Origin of the sequence: Pseudomonas sp. MBLB4136, assembly GCF_051904765.1 — a bacterium.
In the GTDB taxonomy this organism is placed as follows: Bacteria; Pseudomonadota; Gammaproteobacteria; order Pseudomonadales; family Pseudomonadaceae; genus Aquipseudomonas.
Genome location: NZ_CP196713.1, coordinates 413,118 through 430,509, shown reverse-complemented (window position 1 = coordinate 430,509; position 17,392 = coordinate 413,118). Strand labels below are relative to the sequence as shown.

Annotated in this window: 14 protein-coding genes; 4 read left to right on the top strand and 10 right to left on the bottom strand. The window is 67.5% G+C overall.

Features of this window, described 5'->3' with window-relative positions:
• The first annotated feature begins 16 nt into the window (after positions 1-16).
• The 3 genes from asd (at position 17) to ACSX1D_RS01930 (ending at position 5,101) form a co-directional block, all read left to right on the top strand.
• The gene (gene asd, locus ACSX1D_RS01940) at positions 17-880 is read left to right on the top strand and encodes an archaetidylserine decarboxylase (RefSeq protein WP_439860750.1); all 864 of its coding nucleotides are present in this window, start codon (positions 17-19) and stop codon (positions 878-880) included.
• A gap of 272 nt (positions 881-1,152) precedes the next feature.
• Complete coding sequence (locus ACSX1D_RS01935; protein WP_439860749.1) at positions 1,153-2,967, top strand: molecular chaperone; 1,815 nt, start codon at positions 1,153-1,155, stop codon at positions 2,965-2,967.
• A gap of 64 nt (positions 2,968-3,031) precedes the next feature.
• Complete coding sequence (locus tag ACSX1D_RS01930; protein WP_439860748.1) at positions 3,032-5,101, top strand: EAL domain-containing response regulator; 2,070 nt, start codon at positions 3,032-3,034, stop codon at positions 5,099-5,101.
• A gap of 53 nt (positions 5,102-5,154) precedes the next feature.
• On the opposite strand, the gene serB is transcribed toward ACSX1D_RS01930, so the two are convergent.
• Complete coding sequence (serB, locus tag ACSX1D_RS01925; protein ID WP_439860747.1) at positions 5,155-6,369, bottom strand: phosphoserine phosphatase SerB; 1,215 nt, start codon at positions 6,367-6,369, stop codon at positions 5,155-5,157.
• A 175-nt stretch (positions 6,370-6,544) separates the two neighbouring features.
• Here serB and ACSX1D_RS01920 point away from each other — a divergent pair, with 175 nt between their 5' ends.
• The gene (locus ACSX1D_RS01920; RefSeq protein ID WP_439860746.1) at positions 6,545-8,023 is read left to right on the top strand and encodes an AhpA/YtjB family protein; all 1,479 of its coding nucleotides are present in this window, start codon (positions 6,545-6,547) and stop codon (positions 8,021-8,023) included.
• 87 nt (positions 8,024-8,110) lie between these two features.
• On the opposite strand, the gene ACSX1D_RS01915 is transcribed toward ACSX1D_RS01920, so the two are convergent.
• The 9 genes from ACSX1D_RS01915 to nudF all read right to left on the bottom strand — a co-directional run bounded on the left by ACSX1D_RS01915 (position 8,111) and on the right by nudF (position 17,324).
• Positions 8,111-8,818 (bottom strand): PqiC family protein, encoded by a 708-nt coding sequence (locus tag ACSX1D_RS01915; protein WP_439860745.1) that lies wholly within the window; start codon positions 8,816-8,818, stop codon positions 8,111-8,113.
• Positions 8,819-8,955: 137 nt separating this feature from the next.
• Positions 8,956-11,214: a DNA topoisomerase IV subunit A gene (gene parC, locus ACSX1D_RS01910; RefSeq protein ID WP_439860744.1), complete on the bottom strand. Its 2,259-nt coding sequence runs from the start codon at positions 11,212-11,214 to the stop codon at positions 8,956-8,958.
• A gap of 7 nt (positions 11,215-11,221) precedes the next feature.
• Positions 11,222-11,707 carry a retropepsin-like aspartic protease family protein gene (locus ACSX1D_RS01905; protein ID WP_371926165.1) on the bottom strand — a complete coding sequence of 162 codons (486 nt, stop codon included), beginning with the start codon at positions 11,705-11,707 and terminating at the stop codon, positions 11,222-11,224.
• 35 nt (positions 11,708-11,742) lie between these two features.
• On the bottom strand, positions 11,743-12,726 hold the full coding sequence (locus ACSX1D_RS01900) for an esterase-like activity of phytase family protein (RefSeq protein ID WP_439860743.1): 984 nt from the start codon (positions 12,724-12,726) through the stop codon (positions 11,743-11,745).
• Positions 12,726-14,624, bottom strand: a complete 1,899-nt coding sequence (gene parE, locus ACSX1D_RS01895; RefSeq protein ID WP_439860742.1) for a DNA topoisomerase IV subunit B — start codon at positions 14,622-14,624, stop codon at positions 12,726-12,728. Before parE ends, ACSX1D_RS01900 begins: the two co-directional genes overlap by 1 nt.
• A gap of 16 nt (positions 14,625-14,640) precedes the next feature.
• Positions 14,641-15,258: a YqiA/YcfP family alpha/beta fold hydrolase gene (locus ACSX1D_RS01890; protein WP_439860741.1), complete on the bottom strand. Its 618-nt coding sequence runs from the start codon at positions 15,256-15,258 to the stop codon at positions 14,641-14,643.
• A gap of 77 nt (positions 15,259-15,335) precedes the next feature.
• Positions 15,336-16,151, bottom strand: coding sequence for a 3',5'-cyclic-AMP phosphodiesterase (gene cpdA / locus ACSX1D_RS01885; RefSeq protein ID WP_439860740.1), 816 nt, complete (start codon positions 16,149-16,151; stop codon positions 15,336-15,338).
• 130 nt (positions 16,152-16,281) lie between these two features.
• Entirely contained in the window at positions 16,282-16,734 is a 453-nt protein-coding gene (locus ACSX1D_RS01880) for a DUF1249 domain-containing protein (protein WP_439860739.1), read from the bottom strand.
• A complete protein-coding gene (gene nudF, locus ACSX1D_RS01875) occupies positions 16,725-17,324 on the bottom strand; it encodes an ADP-ribose diphosphatase (protein WP_439860738.1) in 600 nt (199 codons plus the stop codon). The genes ACSX1D_RS01880 and nudF overlap by 10 nt, the downstream gene beginning before the upstream one ends.
• Positions 17,325-17,392: the final 68 nt, after the last annotated feature.

The following is a 17,392-nucleotide window of genomic DNA, read 5'->3' as shown; positions in this document are numbered from 1 at the left end:
CCCTTAAGGAAACCCGATGAAACAGCGTCTATTTATCCTCAGCCAGTACTTGCTGCCCCATCACCTGCTGTCACGCCTGATCGGCCACGCCGCAGAGTGCCGCGCGCCTTGGTTCAAGAACCGCCTGATCGACTGGTTCATCAAGCGCTACCAGGTCGACATGAGCGAGGCCCAGTGCGAGCAGCCGAGCGCCTTCGAACACTTCAACGCCTTCTTCACCCGGGCGCTGAAGGATGGCGCCCGCCCGCTGGACGACAGCCCGGAGGCGGTGCTCTGCCCGGCCGACGGCGCCGTCAGCCAGCTGGGCCCCATCGAACACGGGCGAATCTTCCAGGCCAAGGGCCACAGCTTCAGCGCGGTCGAGCTGCTCGGCGGCGATGCCGAACGCGCCGCGCCGTTTATGGGCGGCGCGTTCGCCACCATCTATCTGTCGCCGAAGGACTACCACAGGGTGCACATGCCCCTGGCCGGCACGTTGCGGGAAATGGTCTACGTGCCGGGGCGGCTGTTCTCGGTCAACCAGACCACCGCGCAGAACGTCCCCGAACTGTTCGCCCGCAACGAGCGGGTGGTCTGCCTGTTCGACACCGAGCGCGGACCGATGGCGGTGGTGCTGGTCGGGGCGATGATCGTCGCCTCGATCGAGACCGTCTGGGCCGGCCTGGTGACCCCGCCCAAGCGCAGCCTCAAGAGCGTGCGCTATGACGAGGCGGCGCGCGCGCCGATCAGCCTGGACAAGGGCGCGGAGCTGGGCCGTTTCAAGCTCGGCTCCACCGCCATCGTCCTGTTCGGCCCGGACCAGGTGCAGTGGGCCGAGCAGCTCGGCGCCGACAGCCAGGTACGGATGGGCGAAAGACTCGGCAGCAGCCGCCAGGCCTGAGACTCGCCCACCTGCCGCCAGGGCTGGCGCAACGCCAGCCCTGGCGGCAAAACGCAAGAAAGCTTCGCGACTCCCCCTTGCGCCGACCCCAGCGGCGCCCGCCGCTCCAACTGCCTGCCCGTCGCTCTCCCCGCGTGCGGATCTGCATCCGGTCACAGTCTGAACTGAGGGTTCCAGCGATGGCTGCACCCCCGCGCGGATGCTGCTAGAGTCTGCAACATTATTATTAGATCGACCCGCCTCAGCCGCTGGCGTTGGAGTCTCCGATTTAGATGGATAGACAGAGTCCTCACCTGCTGCTCCGCGTCCCCACACCGAACAAGCAGAGCCTGTCCTTCTGCCAAGCGCACCCGCGCGACCTCAAGCACTGGATCGCCGGCCTGCCCAAGGCCAACATCGGCGAAACGGCCCGACAACTCTATCAGGCCCTGGTCGAGCTCAACCAGCTGCAGGCCCCCTCGGAAATGCGCCTGCAGCTGCTTGAGTTGCTGCGCCCCGAGGTGTACTTCGTGTGCAAGCACCTGGAGCGACACTTCCTCAACCAGTCCATCGTGCTCGACGAGCGCCCGCGTAAAGTCGCCAACCTGTGCCAGGCCCTGCAGAATCACCTGGCGGTCGGCTACAAGCTGATCATCGTCCGCCTCGCCACCCAAACCAGCCGCGAGCAGATCCAAGCCCTGACCCTCGCCCTGCAGCGCGCGATCCACAGCCTGTGCGCCCCACTGATCCGCACCAGCCAGCTGTATTGCCCAGTGCCGGAAGGTCTCTGGCTTGAGCTGCACCAGCTCTACCAGATCGCCCGGCAGCGCAACCTGCAACAAGTGGCGATCCGCGACCCGCTGGGCACCCACACCCAGGGGCTGAGCATCGAACAGAACTACCTGGTTGCCCTGATGCTCGGCTCTGCCCGTTGCAACCAGATGCGCCAGAACAGCATCGCGCGCCTGGCCGAGGTCCTCGAACCCTGGAGCACCCTGGTACGCCTGCAGGCGGGCGACGCCCCCTCCAGCCTGTTTGCCGTGGCCCCGCAACAGGACGGCCCGCCGCGCTACAGCTCGCTGTTCCAGCCCAGCGAACGGCACCAGGCCCTCGGCATCGATCCGGGCCCGCTGGTCGAGGCGATCAAGGAATACCTGCTGCTGCCTGCAGAAGACCGCGCCAGCGCGCGCCTGCTGGTTCCCGAGGGACTCAGCCAGGACATGCTGCAACATCTCAGCGCGGCCTGGGGCGACATCGCCGAGCGCACCTTTCAACGCACCCCCGGGCAGGGCTCGCTGACCCTATGCATCGGCATGAGCGCACTGCATTTCTTCCTGTCCAGCCAGCGCGCCTTCAGCAAGACGCTGCAACTGCCCACCAGCAACTCGGTCGAGTTCAAGCCACGCAGCGGTGCTCCCGATGTCTGGGCCAAGGCCTTCGACGCCCAGCAGACGACCGACTGGGAGCAGGGCCTGCCGCTCGAGGAGATCGAGTACAGCAAACCCCCATCGCCGACGGCCCAGGGCGGCCAGCCGCCAGCCGCCGAGAGCAAGGAGAGCTACCCGAGCTACGCGCTGCCCATCATCAACCACAGCCCGGGCGGCTACTGCCTGTCCTGGCCGAAGGAGGTGCCCAGCCAGCTGCAGGCCGGCGAGCTGCTCGGCGTGCAGGACAACCCCGGGCAGGGCTGGAGCGTCGCGGTGGTGCGCTGGATACGTCAGGTTCGCGGCGGCGGCACCCAGATGGGCATCGAGCTGATCGCCCCCCATGCCCAGGCCTGCGGCCTGCAACTGGTGCGCAAGGCCGACCAGAGCAGCCAGTACCTGCGCGCCTTGCTGCTGCCGGCTATCAGTGCGATCTCCCGTCCGGCGACGCTGGTCACGCCCCGGCTGCCTTTTCAGGAAGGCAACAAGGTCATGATCAACCTCAACGGCACGGAGCGCCGCGCCGTGCTCAGCCGCCGGCAGACCAGCACCGGCAGCTTCAGCCAGTTCGAGTACCGCAGCCTCGACCAGCCGGCCCCCCCCTCGGGGAAGCCCGTCACACCCCCGGAAAGCCGCGGCGCAGGCGGGGAGGAAGACTTTGACTCGCTCTGGAAGTCGCTGTAGATTGCCGAATCTTCACCTTTTGTCGCCTTTTCGCGCCCGTTCGGCGCAGACCTGACCCCCCACCATGGCCATCGAAAAAAAGACTATTCGACTGCTGATCCTGGAAGACTCGCAGAATGAGGCAGAACGCCTTGTTAGCCTGTTCCGCAACGCCGGCCGCGCGACCCGGGTGCACCGCCTGAGCTCGAGCGAGGATCTGGCCGACGCCCTGCAGCAGAGCTGGGATCTGCTGATCGCCGCGCCCAGCAGCGAGCACCTCGCTCCCGGCGAGGCCATCAGCGCCATCCGCCGCCAGGCCAAGGACATTCCGGTCATCCAGCTGCTTGCCGATAACGACTCCGACAGCATCACCGAGGCCCTGACCCTGGGCGCCCAGGACGCCCTGCCGCAAGGCGAGGACGAGCGCCTGATCCTGGTGGCCCAGCGCGAACTGGCTAACCTGGAGGAACGCCGCGCGCGACGGGCCGCCGAAGTGGCCCTGCGCGAAGCGGAGAAGCGCTGCCAACTGCTTCTCGAAAGCTCGGTCGACGCGATCGCCTACGTGCACGACGGCATGCACATCTACGCCAACCGCGCCTACCTCGAGCTGTTCGGTTACCAGGACGCCGAGGAGCTGGAAGGCATGCCGATGATCGACCTGATCGCCGCCGCCGACCAGGCGGGCTTCAAGGACTTCCTTAAAGGCTACCAAGGCGCCGACGGCAACGCCGAGCTGGGCTGCACCGGCGTCAAGGCCAGCGGCGACAGCTTCAAGGTACGGATGAGCTTCTCGCCGGCCAGCTATGACGGCGAGCCGTGCATCCAGGTGGTGATTCGCGGCGAAGTCGGCAACGCCGATCTGGAGGAAAAGCTGCGGGAAATCAGCAGCCAGGACCTGGTCACCGGCCTGTACAACCGCAATTACTTCCTGGAACTGATGGACGCTGCCGCCGAGCGCGCGGTGAACATCGGCCAGCCGGCCAGCCTGGCCTACATCCGCGTCGACCAGTACGCCAGCCTGCTCGCCGAAGTCGGCCTGGCCGGCATCGACCTGCTGCTGACCGACCTGGCCAACCTGCTGCGCGCACACTTCGCCGGCGAGGCGCAACTGGCCCGCTTCGGCGACGACGTATTCACCGTGCTGCAACCCGGCCTGACCCCGGAGCAGTCGCAGGAAAGCCTGACGGCCGTGCTGAAGAAGGTCGAAAGCCATCTGTTCGACATCAGCGGCCGCACCGCCCAGACGACCCTGTCGATCGGTGTCGCCGGCCTCAACGAAAAGACCACGAAAGCCCAGGACGTGGTCAACCGCGCGCAACGCTGCGCCGACGATCTGAGCGAAGGCAACGCCCTGAAGCTGTTCGACCCGTCCGCCGAGCTGGCCGCCGCTGCCAATCGCGGCAGCATCGTGGCGATGGTCCAGCAGGCGTTGGAGCACAACAGCTTCCGCCTGCTGTTCCAGCCGATCATCAGCCTGCGCGGCGACAGTCACGAACACTACGAAGTGCTTCTGCGCCTGCTCAACCCCCAGGGGCAGGAGGTGCCGCCACCGGACTTCCTCAACGCCGCCAAGGAAGCCGGCCTCGGCGAGAAGATCGACCGCTGGGTGATCCTCAACTCGATCAAGCTGCTCGCCGACCACCGCAGCAAGGGTCACAACACCCGCCTGTTCGTGCACCTGTCGAGCGCCAGCCTGCAGGACCAGACCCTGCTGCCCTGGCTCAGCGTCGCCCTGAAGGCCGCACGCCTGCCTTCTGACTCGCTGGTCTTCCAGCTCAACGAGCCGGACGCCATCGCCTACCTGAAACAGGCCAAGGCCCTGACCCAGGGTCTGCGCGAGCTGCATTGCAAGGTAGCCCTGAGCCAGTTCGGCTGCGCCCTCAACCCGTTCAACACGCTCAAGCACCTGCAGTTGGACTTCATCAAGATCGACGGCTCCTACTCCCAGGACCTCAACACGGCGGACAGCCAGGAAGCCCTGAAGACCCTGCTGGCCAGCCTGCATGCCCAGGCCAAGCTGACCATAGTGCCCTTCGTCGAGAGCGCCAGCGTCCTGGCCACGCTCTGGCAGGCCGGGGTCAACTACATCCAGGGCTACTACCTGCAGGCCCCGAGCCAGTCGATGAATTACGACTTCTCCTCCGACGACGAGTGATGCCGCCCGCCGACATGAAAAAGCCGCCCGTGGGCGGCTTTTTCATGTCGGTTTCAAGTCAACCCGTCGCGGTCGCGAAACCCAAGCAGATAGAGGATGCCGTCCAGCCCCAGGGTGGAGATGGCCTGCTTGGCCGACTGCTTGACCAGCGGCTTGGCGCGGAACGCCACACCCAGGCCGGCGATCGCCAGCATCGGCAGGTCGTTCGCGCCATCGCCCACGGCGATGGTCTGCTCCAGGCGCAGGCCTTCCTTGTCCGCCAGCTGGCGCAACAGGTCGGCCTTGCGCTGGGCGTCGACGATAGGCTCGACCGCCACGCCGGTGACCCGACCGTCGACGATCTGCAGTTCGTTGGCGAACACATAGTCGATGCCCAGCTTGGCCTGCAACTGCTTGGCGAAATAGGTGAAGCCACCCGAGAGGATGGCGGTCTTGTAGCCTAGCCGGCGCAACTCGGCGAACAGCGTTTCGGCGCCCTCGGTCAGGCGCAGCGAGGCGCCGATATCGGCCAGCACGGTTTCCGGCAGCCCCTTGAGCAGCGCCATGCGCTCCCTGAAGCTGGCGGCGAAGTCCAGCTCGCCGCGCATGGCCCGCTCGGTGATCGCCGCCACCTGCTCGCCAACCCCGGCCGCCTTGGCCAGCTCATCGATCACCTCCGCCTCGATCAGCGTCGAATCCATGTCGAACACCGCCAGGCGGCGGTTGCGGCGAAACAGCGAGTCGCGCTGGAAGGCGATGTCGACGTTCAGCTCCTGAGCGACACTGAGGAACTCGGCGCGCAGCGCCGCCGGATCGGCCGGCTCGCCGCGCACGGAGAACTCGATGCAACCCTTGCTCTGCTCGGCCGGGGTATCCAACGGCATGCGCCCGGACAGACGGTCGATATGGTCGATATTCAGACCGTAGCGGGCGGTGATCGCGCTGACCCGCTGCAGCTGCTCGGCGGTGACCTTGCGAGTCAGCAGGGTGACGATGTGCCGGGCCTTGCCCTGACCGCCTACCCACTGCTGGTAGTCCGCCTCGGAGACCGGGGTGAAGCGCACCTGCTGGTCCAGCTTGTAGGCGGTGAACAGCACATCCTTGAGTACCGAGGAGGCCTGCTCGGTATCCGGGATCTCGACCAGGATGCCGAACGACAGGGTGTCATGGATCACCGCCTGGCCGATGTCGAGGATATTCACCCCACCCTGGGCCAGCACGCCGGTGATGGCGGCGGTGAGACCGGGGCGGTCCTCGCCGGTGATATTGATCAGGACGATTTCGCGCACGGCGCACCCCCAAGGCTCGGTTGAAAAAAGGACTACCGGCCAAACATGGAGCAGGCCGGAGAAAAGCCGCACATTCTACCCATTTTCGCGGCCGTACGGGCATGCACGACGCTTTGCCCGCTGCAGGGCGGTCGCTATACTGCGCGGCAACTCCAGTCGACGAGAGCCGAGCTCTGTGAACCGGCCCGCCCCCGTAAAGCCCGACAACTTCTTCCTCCTGCTGTTTCAGGCCCTGCGCCAACGCCGCGTGCCGCTGGCCCTGCGCATCGCCAGCCACAGCCTGCTGCTGGTGGCCCTGGCGCTGGTGATCTATGCCTGGGTCATCGGCATGCAGTTCAAGCAGGCCATGCAACAGCAGGCCGAGGCCCTGGGCACCAGCCTGATCACCCAGACCGCCGCCTCGGCCACCGAGCTGCTGGTGTCCAACGACATCCTCAGCCTCAACGTGCTGCTGAACAACCTGGTGAAGAACCCGCTGGTGGCCCACGCCGCGATCTACAGCGTGGACAATCGCATCCTCGCCGAAGCCGGCGCACGCCCCAGCAAGAACATGCTCGGCGAAACCGAGGGCCTGTACTCGACCCCCATCACCTTCCAGGAGGTCATCGCCGGCCAGCTGCGCATCAGCCTCGACATGCGCCAGTTCCAGCAGCCGATGACCATCAGCCTGCAGAGCATGGGCATCCTCAGCCTGATCCTGCTGGCGCTGACCCTGAGCCTGAGCCTGCGCCTGGGGCGGCACATCTCCACGCCGCTGCTGCAACTGCGGGTCTGGCTGCGCGACCCGGACGACCCGGCGCCCGGCGCCGGCCGCCAGGACGAGATCGGCGACCTGGCGCGCCAGCTGCAGGCCCGCCTGGTGCCGGAGAAGCCGGAGGTGGAGGGGCTCGACGAAGAAGACCAGGGGTTCGAGGACGACGGGCAGTACCTGGACGACAGGCTCGACGACGCACCCGGCTTCGCCGTACCGATCCTGGGCAACGAGCGCGTCGACGAGCTCGACGCCGACGATAACGAGCACCTCGATCCCTTCGCCGATCTGCGCGATGTCCCCGCGCAACAGCCGGCCGCGCTGCCCGCGGCGCCGCAACCCAGCGCCGTACTGGCCATCCAGCTGGGCGCCCAGGAGCAACTGCGGCGCCTGCCGCGGCCGCGCCTGCTCGATCTGCTGCAGCGTTACCGCGACTGCCTGAACCAGGCGGCCGAGCTCTACCAGGGCGAACTGCACACCCTCAGCGATGGCAGCAGCCTGATGCTGTTCCACAGCAGGGACAGCGGCGACGACTACCTGACCCACGCCATCTGCTGTGGCGAGCTGATGCGCGCGCTCGGCCATGCCCTGCAGATCGAGGTAGCCGACAGCGGCATCACCCTGCAACTGCAACTGGGCCTGACCCAGGGTAGCGAGCTGATCGACCTCAGCCAGGGCGACCTGCTGCTCAGCGCAACCGCCCAGGACGCCCTGGCCCTGTCCCAGCACAGCCGCAATCTGCTGCTGCTGGAGCGGCGCATCGCCGAAGACCCACTGGTTCGTCAGCGCAGTCGCATTCGCGCCATCGCCAGCCCGGACGGCGCCAGCTGCGTGGAGCGCCTGCTGGAACCTTACCCGTCACTGCTGGAGCGGCAACTGGCGCGCATGCACGAGAGCCACTGAGCCCCAGTAAAGGGCCCCCACAAAAAAGCCCCGTGCCGAGCGCGGGGCTTTTTTGTGGGCGAGCCGCCGGCCCGACCGGAGCAGGCGTCAGAAGCGAAACACCTCGCCCTCGTTCCTGAGCGGTTCGGCCACCGGAATCTTCGGCTTGGCCGGCTTCGCCGCCGGCGTGACCGGAGCCTTCTTGCGCGGCTCCTTGGCCACCTCCGGCGGCAGCTCGCCGTACTCCTGCACTGCCAGCGCCACCTGCTCGACCAGCTGGCGCATCACCAGGCTCTGGGCGCGAACCTGATCGGCGATGGAGCCCTCATGGGCCTCCTCCAGGCGCACCAGCCGACCGTCGAGCAACTTCCCCTCGCCGCTCAGCAGACGCCAGTGAGCCTCCAGCACGGCCGGGCGCTGCGGCCCGGAGTCGAGGCGGCTGATGGCCAGCAACACTTGGACCTGGGGGGTGAAGCCGGGCGTCGCCGGCGCCATCACCAGGCGCTGACTGTTCAGCCGCGCCGCCAGTTGGCGCAGCAGCTGGCGATCGATGTCCGCGGCCAGACTGCCGGCCCAGCGCCCCTCACGGGACGCGGTCAGGCTGCCATCGGGCTGACGCTGCAGCAGGGCCTCGCGCTGCAGGTAATCGGCAATCGACACCGGCCCCAGGAGTACCGCCACCCCCCCCTTGTCGGTGGGTAACGGGGCATTGCCGCCGTCGAGCTGATACAGCGGAACCGGTTGGTAGGTCGTGCAGCCGACCAGGCCAAGAAGGCCGGTCAGCAGCAGGATCAAGGGAAGGCGCACTACAGTCATTGCTCTCATCCGGCCGGCAGGCACTACCGGCAGTCAAATCTGGGTTGGCGAATGCATTCAGCCGACCTGAAGCATCCTGCGGCCAACCATCATCCGCCAAAGCGGCGCACGACTCCAGCCTCGTGCGCCGCTTCGGCTCATCCTGCCTGTTCCACCAGCAGCCCGTCGACCCGCTGGAAGCCGCGCGGCAGCTTGTTGCCACGGCGCCCGCGCTCGCCCTTGTAGTGCTCCAGGTCATCGGCCTTGAGCGACAGGGTGCGCTTGCCCGCCTGCAGCACCAGGGTGCTACCGGCCGGCAGCACCGCCAGATCGCTGAGGTATTCCTCACGACTGGCGACCCGCTCACCGGGAATGCCGATGATCTTGTTGCCCTTGCCCTTGCCCAGTTGCGGCAGGTCGGCGATCTTGAACAGCAGCAGGCGACCCTCGGTGGTCACCGCCGCCAGCCAGTCCTCCTCGCGATTGGCCAGGGGCTTGGGCGCGATCACCTTGGCCCCCGCCGGCAGGCTGAGCAGGGCCTTGCCGGCCTTGTTCTTGGCCTGCAGGTCCTCGCCCTTGACCACGAAGCCGTAGCCGGCGTCGGAGGCGATCACGTAGAGCGCGTTGTCGTCCGGCAGCAGCACGCACTCGAAACTCGCCCCCGGCGGCGGCGCCAGGCGCCCGGTCAGCGGCTCGCCCTGACCGCGCGCCGACGGCAACGAGTGCGCCGCCAGCGAGTAGCTGCGCCCGGTGGAGTCGATAAACACCGCATATTGGTTGGAGCGTCCCGCCGCGGCCGCCTTGAAGCCGTCGCCGGCCTTGTAGGACAGGCCGGTGGCGTCGATGTCGTGGCCCTTGGCGCAGCGCACCCAGCCCTTCTCGGACATCACCACGGTGATCGGCTCGGTCGGCAACAGCTCGGTTTCCGACAGGGCGCGGGCCTCGGCGCGCTCGACGATCGGCGAGCGTCGCGCGTCGCCATAGGTCTCGGCGTCCTTGATGATCTCGTCGCGCACCAGCTTCTTCAGCTTGGCCTCGCTGCCGAGCAGGGCCAGCAGCTTGGCGCGCTCCTTGGCCAGCTCGTCCTGCTCGCCGCGGATCTTCATTTCCTCCAGGCGCGCCAGCTGGCGCAGGCGGGTGTCGAGGATGTAGTCGGCCTGCACCTCGGTCAGGCCGAAACGGGCCATCAGCACCGGCTTGGGCTGGTCCTCGGTACGGATGATGTGGATCACCTCGTCGAGATTGAGGAAGGCGATGAGCAAACCTTCCAACAGGTGCAGGCGCTTCTCCACCTTGTCCAGGCGGAACTGCAGGCGCCGGCGCACGGTGTTCACCCGGTACTCCAGCCACTCGCGCAGCAGCTGGCGCAGGTTCTTCACCTGGGGCTTGCCGTCCAGGCCGATGACGTTGGTGTTGACCCGGTAGCTGGACTCCAGGTCGGTGGTGGCGAACAGATGGGTCATCAGTTCGTCGGCATCGACCCGGTTGGAGCGCGGGATGATGACGATGCGGCAGGGGTGTTCGTGGTCCGACTCGTCGCGCAGGTCGGCGACCATCGGCAGCTTCTTGGCCTGCATCTGCCCGGCGATCTGCTCCAGCACCTTGGCCCCGGAGACCTGATGCGGCAGCGCGGTGACGACGATGTCGCCGTCCTCGATGCGGTACACCGCGCGCATGCGCACCGAACCGCGGCCGGTCTCGTATATCTTCAACAGATCGCTGCGCGGGGTGATCACCTCAGCCTCGGTGGGGAAGTCCGGGCCCAGCACGTGCTCGCAGAGCTGCTCGACCGTGGCGTCCGGCTGATCGAGCAGGCGCACGCAGGCGGCGGCGACCTCACGCAGGTTGTGCGGCGGCACGTCGGTGGCCATGCCCACGGCGATGCCGGTGGTGCCGTTGAGCAACAGGTTGGGCAGGCGCGCCGGCAGGGTCGCCGGCTCGTTGAGGGTGCCATCGAAGTTCGGCACCCAGTCCACCGTGCCCTGGCCCAGTTCGGTCAGCAGCACCTCGGAGTAGCGCGACAGGCGCGCCTCGGTGTAGCGCATGGCGGCGAAGGACTTGGGATCGTCCGGTGCGCCCCAGTTGCCCTGGCCGTCGACCAGGGTGTAGCGGTAGCTGAACGGCTGGGCCATCAGCACCATGGCCTCGTAGCAGGCCGAGTCGCCATGGGGGTGGAACTTGCCGAGCACGTCGCCGACGGTGCGCGCCGACTTCTTGTGCTTGGCGTCGGCATCCAGGCCCAGCTCGCTCATGGCATAGACGATGCGCCGCTGCACGGGCTTGAGGCCATCGCCGATATGCGGCAGGGCGCGATCCATGATCACGTACATCGAGTAGTTGAGATAGGCCTGCTCGGTGAAGTCGGCAAGCGAGCGGCGCTCAACGCCATCCAGGCTCAGATCGAGGGATTCGCTCATGAAAGTCTCATCGCAAGGTTGATTGGCGAAGCATCAGGGTGCCGTCGCGCTGGGTGAATTCGAGTTGTTTGAGGGCGCTCATGCCCAGCAGCACTTCCTCGCCATCCATGCCGGGGGCGATCAGCGCCTCGACGTCATGCAGCACGATGTCGCCCAGCCGCAGGCTGGCCAGTTGCGTGCGATGGGCCGTGGCGCGGCCATTGGCGGTGCTGATGGTAATCGCCGCGCCGGCACGCAGACCCAGGCGCCGGGCCGCCTCGACGGGCACCGCCACCTGGGTGGCGCCGGTGTCGAGGAGGAAGGTCACCGGCTCGCCGTTGATCTGCCCGGTGGCGCGGTAATGCCCCTGGCGACTGCTGGCCAGGCGTACCTCCACGTAATCGCTGCCATGCAGCGACTCGGGCTGACGATTGGGATTGCGCTGGGACTCCTCCCAGTCGGCGAAGAAGCGCGTGGCCAACAGCAGCGCGGCGAGCCAGGCGAGCACCAGCATCACCCGCCCCGCCCGGCGCCCCGGCGCTGGCGCGCTCACCGGCGGCCGCCCCAACCGTGCTTCGGCGCGGCGACGCGCCAGACGATCGGCCGCTGCTCGCCATCGGCGCGGGCCAGGCCCTGGTTGTCCAGGCCGATCCAGGCGCCTTCGGCATCGACCCACAAGGCCTCGGCCTGGCCTTGACTCGGCGGATAGCGGCGAGCGTCGGTGAGCGCCTCGGCGGCGAAGGACCAACAGCGTTCGACCGCGCCATCGCTCAGCTGGCGGCGGCAGATACGGTGGGCCTGGCGCTCCAGGGTGAAGAGCTTCTCCTGATGGAAGGCCAGGCCGGAAAAGTCCAGGGGCCGCACCTCGCCGCCCAACTGCGCCGGCGCCGGCTCGCTGCCACCTTCGCTGATCAGCACACAGCCACCGCTGCAGCGCCAGGACAGGCCGTTGCCGTGCAACACCAGCAGGCCGCGACGATTGCGCTCGCCGGCCAGCCACAGGCGCTCGCCGGCCGGATCGACGGCGATGCCCTCCAGCAGTGCATTGAACTGCAGCAACATGCCGCTGGCCCGCGCCTGGCGCACCACGGCTTCCGGCAAGGCCAGCCAGCGCGCCTCGCCCAGGGGCGTAAGCCGCAGCACGGCGGCCTGCGACTCGCTGACCAGGTAGCGATTGCCCTGCCGATCGCAGGACAGTCCCTCGAAGTCCAGGCCACCGCCGCGCACCTGGCCGGCGACCCAGGTGCTCATGCGCAGCCCCCAGGGCAGCGGCATGGCCGGTGGCGGCGGCGCCGCGAAGGGCTCGGCCTCGGCCTGCCAGACCTCGGCGCCGGTCTGCAGACGGTACAGCCGGTCATCCTCGCGGTCCGAAACCGCCCACAGCGTATCCTCGCACTGGGCCAGGCCGGACAGGTTGCCGCCGGCCAGGCCCTCGACCGGGTACTCGCCAAGCAGGCTCAACTCCTCGAGGGGCGGTGCATCCGCCGATGCCGCCGCCGAGACCAGCAGCAGCGCGACAGCCAGGCTACGCATCAGAGCAGCACCTCGGCCAGGTTGCCCTTGGACTCCAGCCAGGACTTGCGGTCGCCGGCGCGCTTCTTCGCCAGCAACATGTCCATGATTTCCCGGGTGCCCTCGAAGTCGTCCAGGGTCAGTTGCACCAGGCGCCGGGTATTGGGGTCCATGGTGGTCTCGCGCAGCTGCGGCGGGTTCATCTCGCCGAGGCCCTTGAAGCGGGTGACCTGGGGCTTGCCGCGGCGCTTCTCGGCCACCAGGCGGTCGAGGATGCCGTCGCGCTCGGCGTCGTCCAGGGCGTAGAACACCTCCTTGCCCAGGTCGATGCGATACAGCGGCGGCATGGCCACATAAACGTGGCCGGCATCCACCAGGGGACGGAAATGGCGGACGAACAGCGCGCACAGCAGGGTGGCGATGTGCAGGCCGTCGGAGTCGGCGTCGGCGAGGATGCAGATCTTGCCGTAACGCAGTTGGGAGAGGTCGTTGGAGCCCGGGTCGATACCGATGGCCACGGCGATGTCATGCACCTCCTGGCTGGCGAGCACCTCGCCGCCGTCGACCTCCCAGGTATTCAGGATCTTGCCGCGCAGCGGCATGATCGCCTGGAACTCCTTGTCGCGCGCCTGCTTGGCGCTGCCTCCGGCCGAATCGCCCTCGACCAGGAACAGCTCGGCGCGCATCGGCTCCTGCCCGGCGCAGTCGGCGAGCTTGCCGGGCAGTGCCGGGCCCTGGGTGATGCGCTTGCGCTCGACCTTCTTGCCGGCCTTCAGGCGCCGGTTGGCGTTGCTGATCGCCAGCTCGGCGAGCTGCTGGCCGAACTCGGGATGGGCATTGAGCCACAGGCTGAAGGCGTCCTTGACCACCCCGGATACGAAGGCCGCGGCCTCGCGCGAGGACAGGCGTTCCTTGGTCTGCCCGGAGAACTGGGCATCCTGCATCTTCATCGACAGGACGAAGGCGATGCGCTCCCAGATGTCCTCGGGCGCCAGCTTGACCCCGCGCGGCAGCAGGTTGCGGAACTCGCAGAACTCGCGCATGGCGTCCAGCAGGCCCTGGCGCAGGCCGTTGACGTGGGTGCCGCCCTGGGCGGTGGGAATCAGGTTGACGTAGCTCTCCTGCACGCCCTCGCCGCCCTCCGGCAGCCACAGCAGGGCCCAGTCCACCGCCTCCTTGTTGCCGCTGAGGCTGCCGCAGAACGGCTCCTCGGGCAGGCGCGGGTACTCGCTGACCGCATCCACCAGATAGGAGCGCAGGCCATCCTCATAGAGCCACTCGACGCGCTCGCCGCTGGCCTTGTCCTCGAAACTGACCGCCAGCCCCGGGCAGAGCACGGCCTTGGCCTTGAGCACATGCTTGAGGCGGCTGACCGAGAACTTGTACGAGTCGAAGTACTTGGCGTCCGGCCAGAAATGCACGCTGGTGCCGGTGTTGCGCTTGCCGACCGAGCCCATCACCTCCAGATCGCTGGCCTTGAAGCCGTCGGCGAAGGCCATGCGGTATTCGCTGCCGTCACGCTTGACGCGCACCTCGACCCGGGTCGACAGGGCGTTGACCACCGAGATGCCGACGCCATGCAGGCCGCCGGAGAACTGGTAGTTCTTGTTGGAGAACTTGCCGCCGGCGTGCAGCTTGGTGAGGATCAGCTCGACACCCGGCACCCCTTCCTCGGGGTGGATGTCCACCGGCATGCCACGCCCGTCGTCGAGCACTTCCAGGGAGTTGTCCTCGTGGAGGATCACCTGGATCGACTTGGCATGGCCGGCCAGGGCTTCGTCGACGCTGTTGTCGATCACTTCCTGGGCCAGGTGGTTGGGCCGGCTGGTGTCGGTGTACATGCCCGGGCGCTTGCGCACCGGGTCGAGGCCGGAAAGGACTTCGATGGCGTCTGCGTTATAGGCGTTCTGCTGGGCCATGGGGTCTCGAATCGTGTTAAAGGTCGGAGAAGTCGGTGTCGCGCCACAGGTTGGCGGGCACACCGGCAAACGCGAAAAGCATCGGCAGGCGTGCGGCGAAGCCCTGGAAACCATGGTCGCCACCGGCCTGGATGCGCAGCGCGCAGGCCCGGTAATAGGCCTCGGCCTGGCGGTAGTCGAGGGTTTCGTCGGCGGTCTGCAGCCACACCTGATAGCGCGCGGGGTCCTGCGGCGGCGGCACTTGCAGCTCACCCAGAGCCGTCACGTGCTCCGCGGTCAGCTCCCAGGTTTCATCGCTGTAGTAGTTCTTTTGCGGTCCCAGGTAGCCATCGAACAGCAGGTGCGGACGCACCGCCGGATTGATCAACAGCGCGCGCAAACCATGCCGTTCGGCCAAGTGGGTCGCATAGTAGCCGCCCAGGGAGCTGCCGACCAGCACGGGCCGACCGAGCTCGGCGATCAGCGCCTCGAGCTGGGCGATGGCCCGGCGCGGATGGTGATGCAGGGCCGGTACGCGCAGCTGCGCGGCCAGGCCCAGGCGCGCCATGGCCTGGCGCAGCAGGCTGGCTTTCAGCGAGTCGGGCGAGCTGTTGAGGCCGTGGATATAGAGGATGCTGGGACTGACTGCGGACATGGGTGACGAGGCTTGCGGCAAGGTACGGGAAGCCGAACGGTAGCAGTTTTACCGCCGCCGCCTCCAGCCCGTGGCTATCAATAGCCCTTGACGCTGTAGTCCACCTCGAACTGGATACCGGTGACCCGCGACACGCCGGTTTCCAGGCGGCCGTCGTCATGCAGGCGCAGCCAGCGGTAGCCCGGCGCGCAGCTGTCGACCTGGAAATCCTCGCTGCGCGGGGTGAATTGCACGCAGGTCGAGGGCGAGGCCAGCAGGCGCAGGTCGCCACGCTGCTGGTCGAACTCCTGGTGGATGTGCCCCCAGAGCAGCGCCCGTGCCTGGCTGTGGCGCTCTAACACGGCGAACAGCGCCTCGGGGTTGCGCACGCCGATCGGCTCCATCCAGGCGCAACCGATGGACACCGGGTGGTGGTGCAGGCAGATCAGGTGATGGCGCTCCGGGGCTTCGCTCAGTGCGCGCTCGAGCAGCTCCAGCTGCTGGTCGGCAAGGTAGCCGGGCACCGCGCCGGGAATCGATGAGTCGAGCAGGATGATGCGCCAGTTGCCCAGGTCGACCACCGGCTCCAGCAGGTCGCTGCCGGCACAGGCGCTGTGCATCGCCGGCAGCTCGTCGTGGTTGCCGGGAAACCAGCGGGCCGGCGCCGGAATGGCCGCGGTCAGCTGGCGGAAGTGGGCGTAGGACGCCTCGCTGCCGTCCTGCGACAGGTCGCCACTGGCCAGCATCAGGTCGATCTGTGGCTGCTCCTGCAGCACCAGCTCGATGACCCGTTGCAGGCTGTCCTGGGTATCCATGCCCAACAGCTTACCACCCGCCTCGGCGAACAGATGGCTGTCGGATAGCTGCACCAGCAGCACCGAAGACTCAACAGCGGAAGTGGGCACGCTCGGCAAGGCCGTCTCCTCGAGCAGGGTGCTTGGATTATGCTAGCTAGCGCCGGCGATGGTAAACCCGCGAAGCGGGCTTGGGTCACAGAAAAACCGTCGTAATCGGGCGTAAACGCGACAACGCCCCGGGCGCCCCCTAGAACACCGGCGCCGGCTCGTGGCCGCAAGCCAGGCAGTGGCTCAGCCACTCGCCGAGGAACAGGTTGAGCTGGCTCTTTTCGTCCGGCTGGTGCATGGCCGCGTTCGGGTACGGATAGATGCTGCGGAAGCGCCGGGCATTCTCGGCGCTGATCACCTCGGCCATGCGCGCATCGTGGTACACCCGCACTTGCAACTGCGGCACCGGCAACCAGGGCAGGCTGTGTTCCTGACGCACCAGCAGGGTGGTGGTGTAGGGGCAGGCCTCCAGCACCTCCAGCACCAGCACGCCCAGCACGCGGTCGCCCTGACTGAGGGCAACCCGGCGAATCTTCTGCTCGCTGCGCATCTCCGGCAACAGACGCATCAGCCGGGCGTAGTTGGCCTCGCAGGCCGCCTGCAGCTCGACCAGGTCGACCCGGTAGCGCTCGCGCAACAGGTTCACGACCACAACCCCCTGACCTCGGCGCGGTTCAGCGCCAGCCATTGCAGGGCAATGATGCTCGCCGCGTTGTCGATGCGGCCATCCTTCATCGCATCCAGGGCGTCCTCCAGCGGCCAGACATGCACGCGAATGTCCTCGCCCTCCTCGGCCAGGCCGTGCACACCTCCGGCGCCCTCGCTGTCGCAGCGGCCGATGAACAGGTGCACCCGCTCATCGGAACCACCCGGCGACGGGTAGTACTGGCTGATCGGCCACAGCGAGCTCAGCGTCAGGCCGGCCTCCTCCTCTGCCTCGCGGCGCGCCACCTGCTCCGGCTCCTCGTCCTTGTCGATCAGCCCGGCGACCAGCTCCAGCAGCCAGGGATTGGCGCTCTTGTCCAGGGCACCGACGCGGAACTGCTCGATCAGCACCACCACGTCGCGCTGCGGGTCGTAGGGCAGCACGCAGACCGCATCGTGGCGCACGAACAGCTCGCGACTGAGCTCAGGCCCCATGCCCCCGGCGAACTGGCGATGACGCAGGCGCACGCGGTCGAGCTGGTAGAAGCCGCGAAAGCAGGCCTCCCGCTCGATTATTTCTACATCGTCCCGCTGCATAAGCACCCCCTATTAACAGGAACGGGCCCGAAGGCCCGTCCTAGATCAGCTTCTTGCCACCGGCGCGG

Bases quoted from the DNA above. Each gene is read 5' to 3' on its own strand.
- asd (WP_439860750.1), top strand. From the start codon at position 17: ATGAAACAGCGTCTATTTATCCTCAGCCAGTACTTGCTGCCCCATCAC.
- ACSX1D_RS01935 (WP_439860749.1), top strand. From the start codon at position 1,153: ATGGATAGACAGAGTCCTCACCTGCTGCTCCGCGTCCCCACACCGAAC.
- ACSX1D_RS01930 (WP_439860748.1), top strand. From the start codon at position 3,032: ATGGCCATCGAAAAAAAGACTATTCGACTGCTGATCCTGGAAGACTCG.
- ACSX1D_RS01915 (WP_439860745.1), bottom strand. From the start codon at position 8,818: ATGACTGTAGTGCGCCTTCCCTTGATCCTGCTGCTGACCGGCCTTCTT.
- parC (WP_439860744.1), bottom strand. From the start codon at position 11,214: ATGAGCGAATCCCTCGATCTGAGCCTGGATGGCGTTGAGCGCCGCTCG.
- ACSX1D_RS01905 (WP_371926165.1), bottom strand. From the start codon at position 11,707: ATGCTGGTGCTCGCCTGGCTCGCCGCGCTGCTGTTGGCCACGCGCTTC.
- ACSX1D_RS01900 (WP_439860743.1), bottom strand. From the start codon at position 12,726: ATGCGTAGCCTGGCTGTCGCGCTGCTGCTGGTCTCGGCGGCGGCATCG.
- parE (WP_439860742.1), bottom strand. From the start codon at position 14,624: ATGGCCCAGCAGAACGCCTATAACGCAGACGCCATCGAAGTCCTTTCC.
- ACSX1D_RS01890 (WP_439860741.1), bottom strand. From the start codon at position 15,258: ATGTCCGCAGTCAGTCCCAGCATCCTCTATATCCACGGCCTCAACAGC.
- nudF (WP_439860738.1), bottom strand. From the start codon at position 17,324: ATGCAGCGGGACGATGTAGAAATAATCGAGCGGGAGGCCTGCTTTCGC.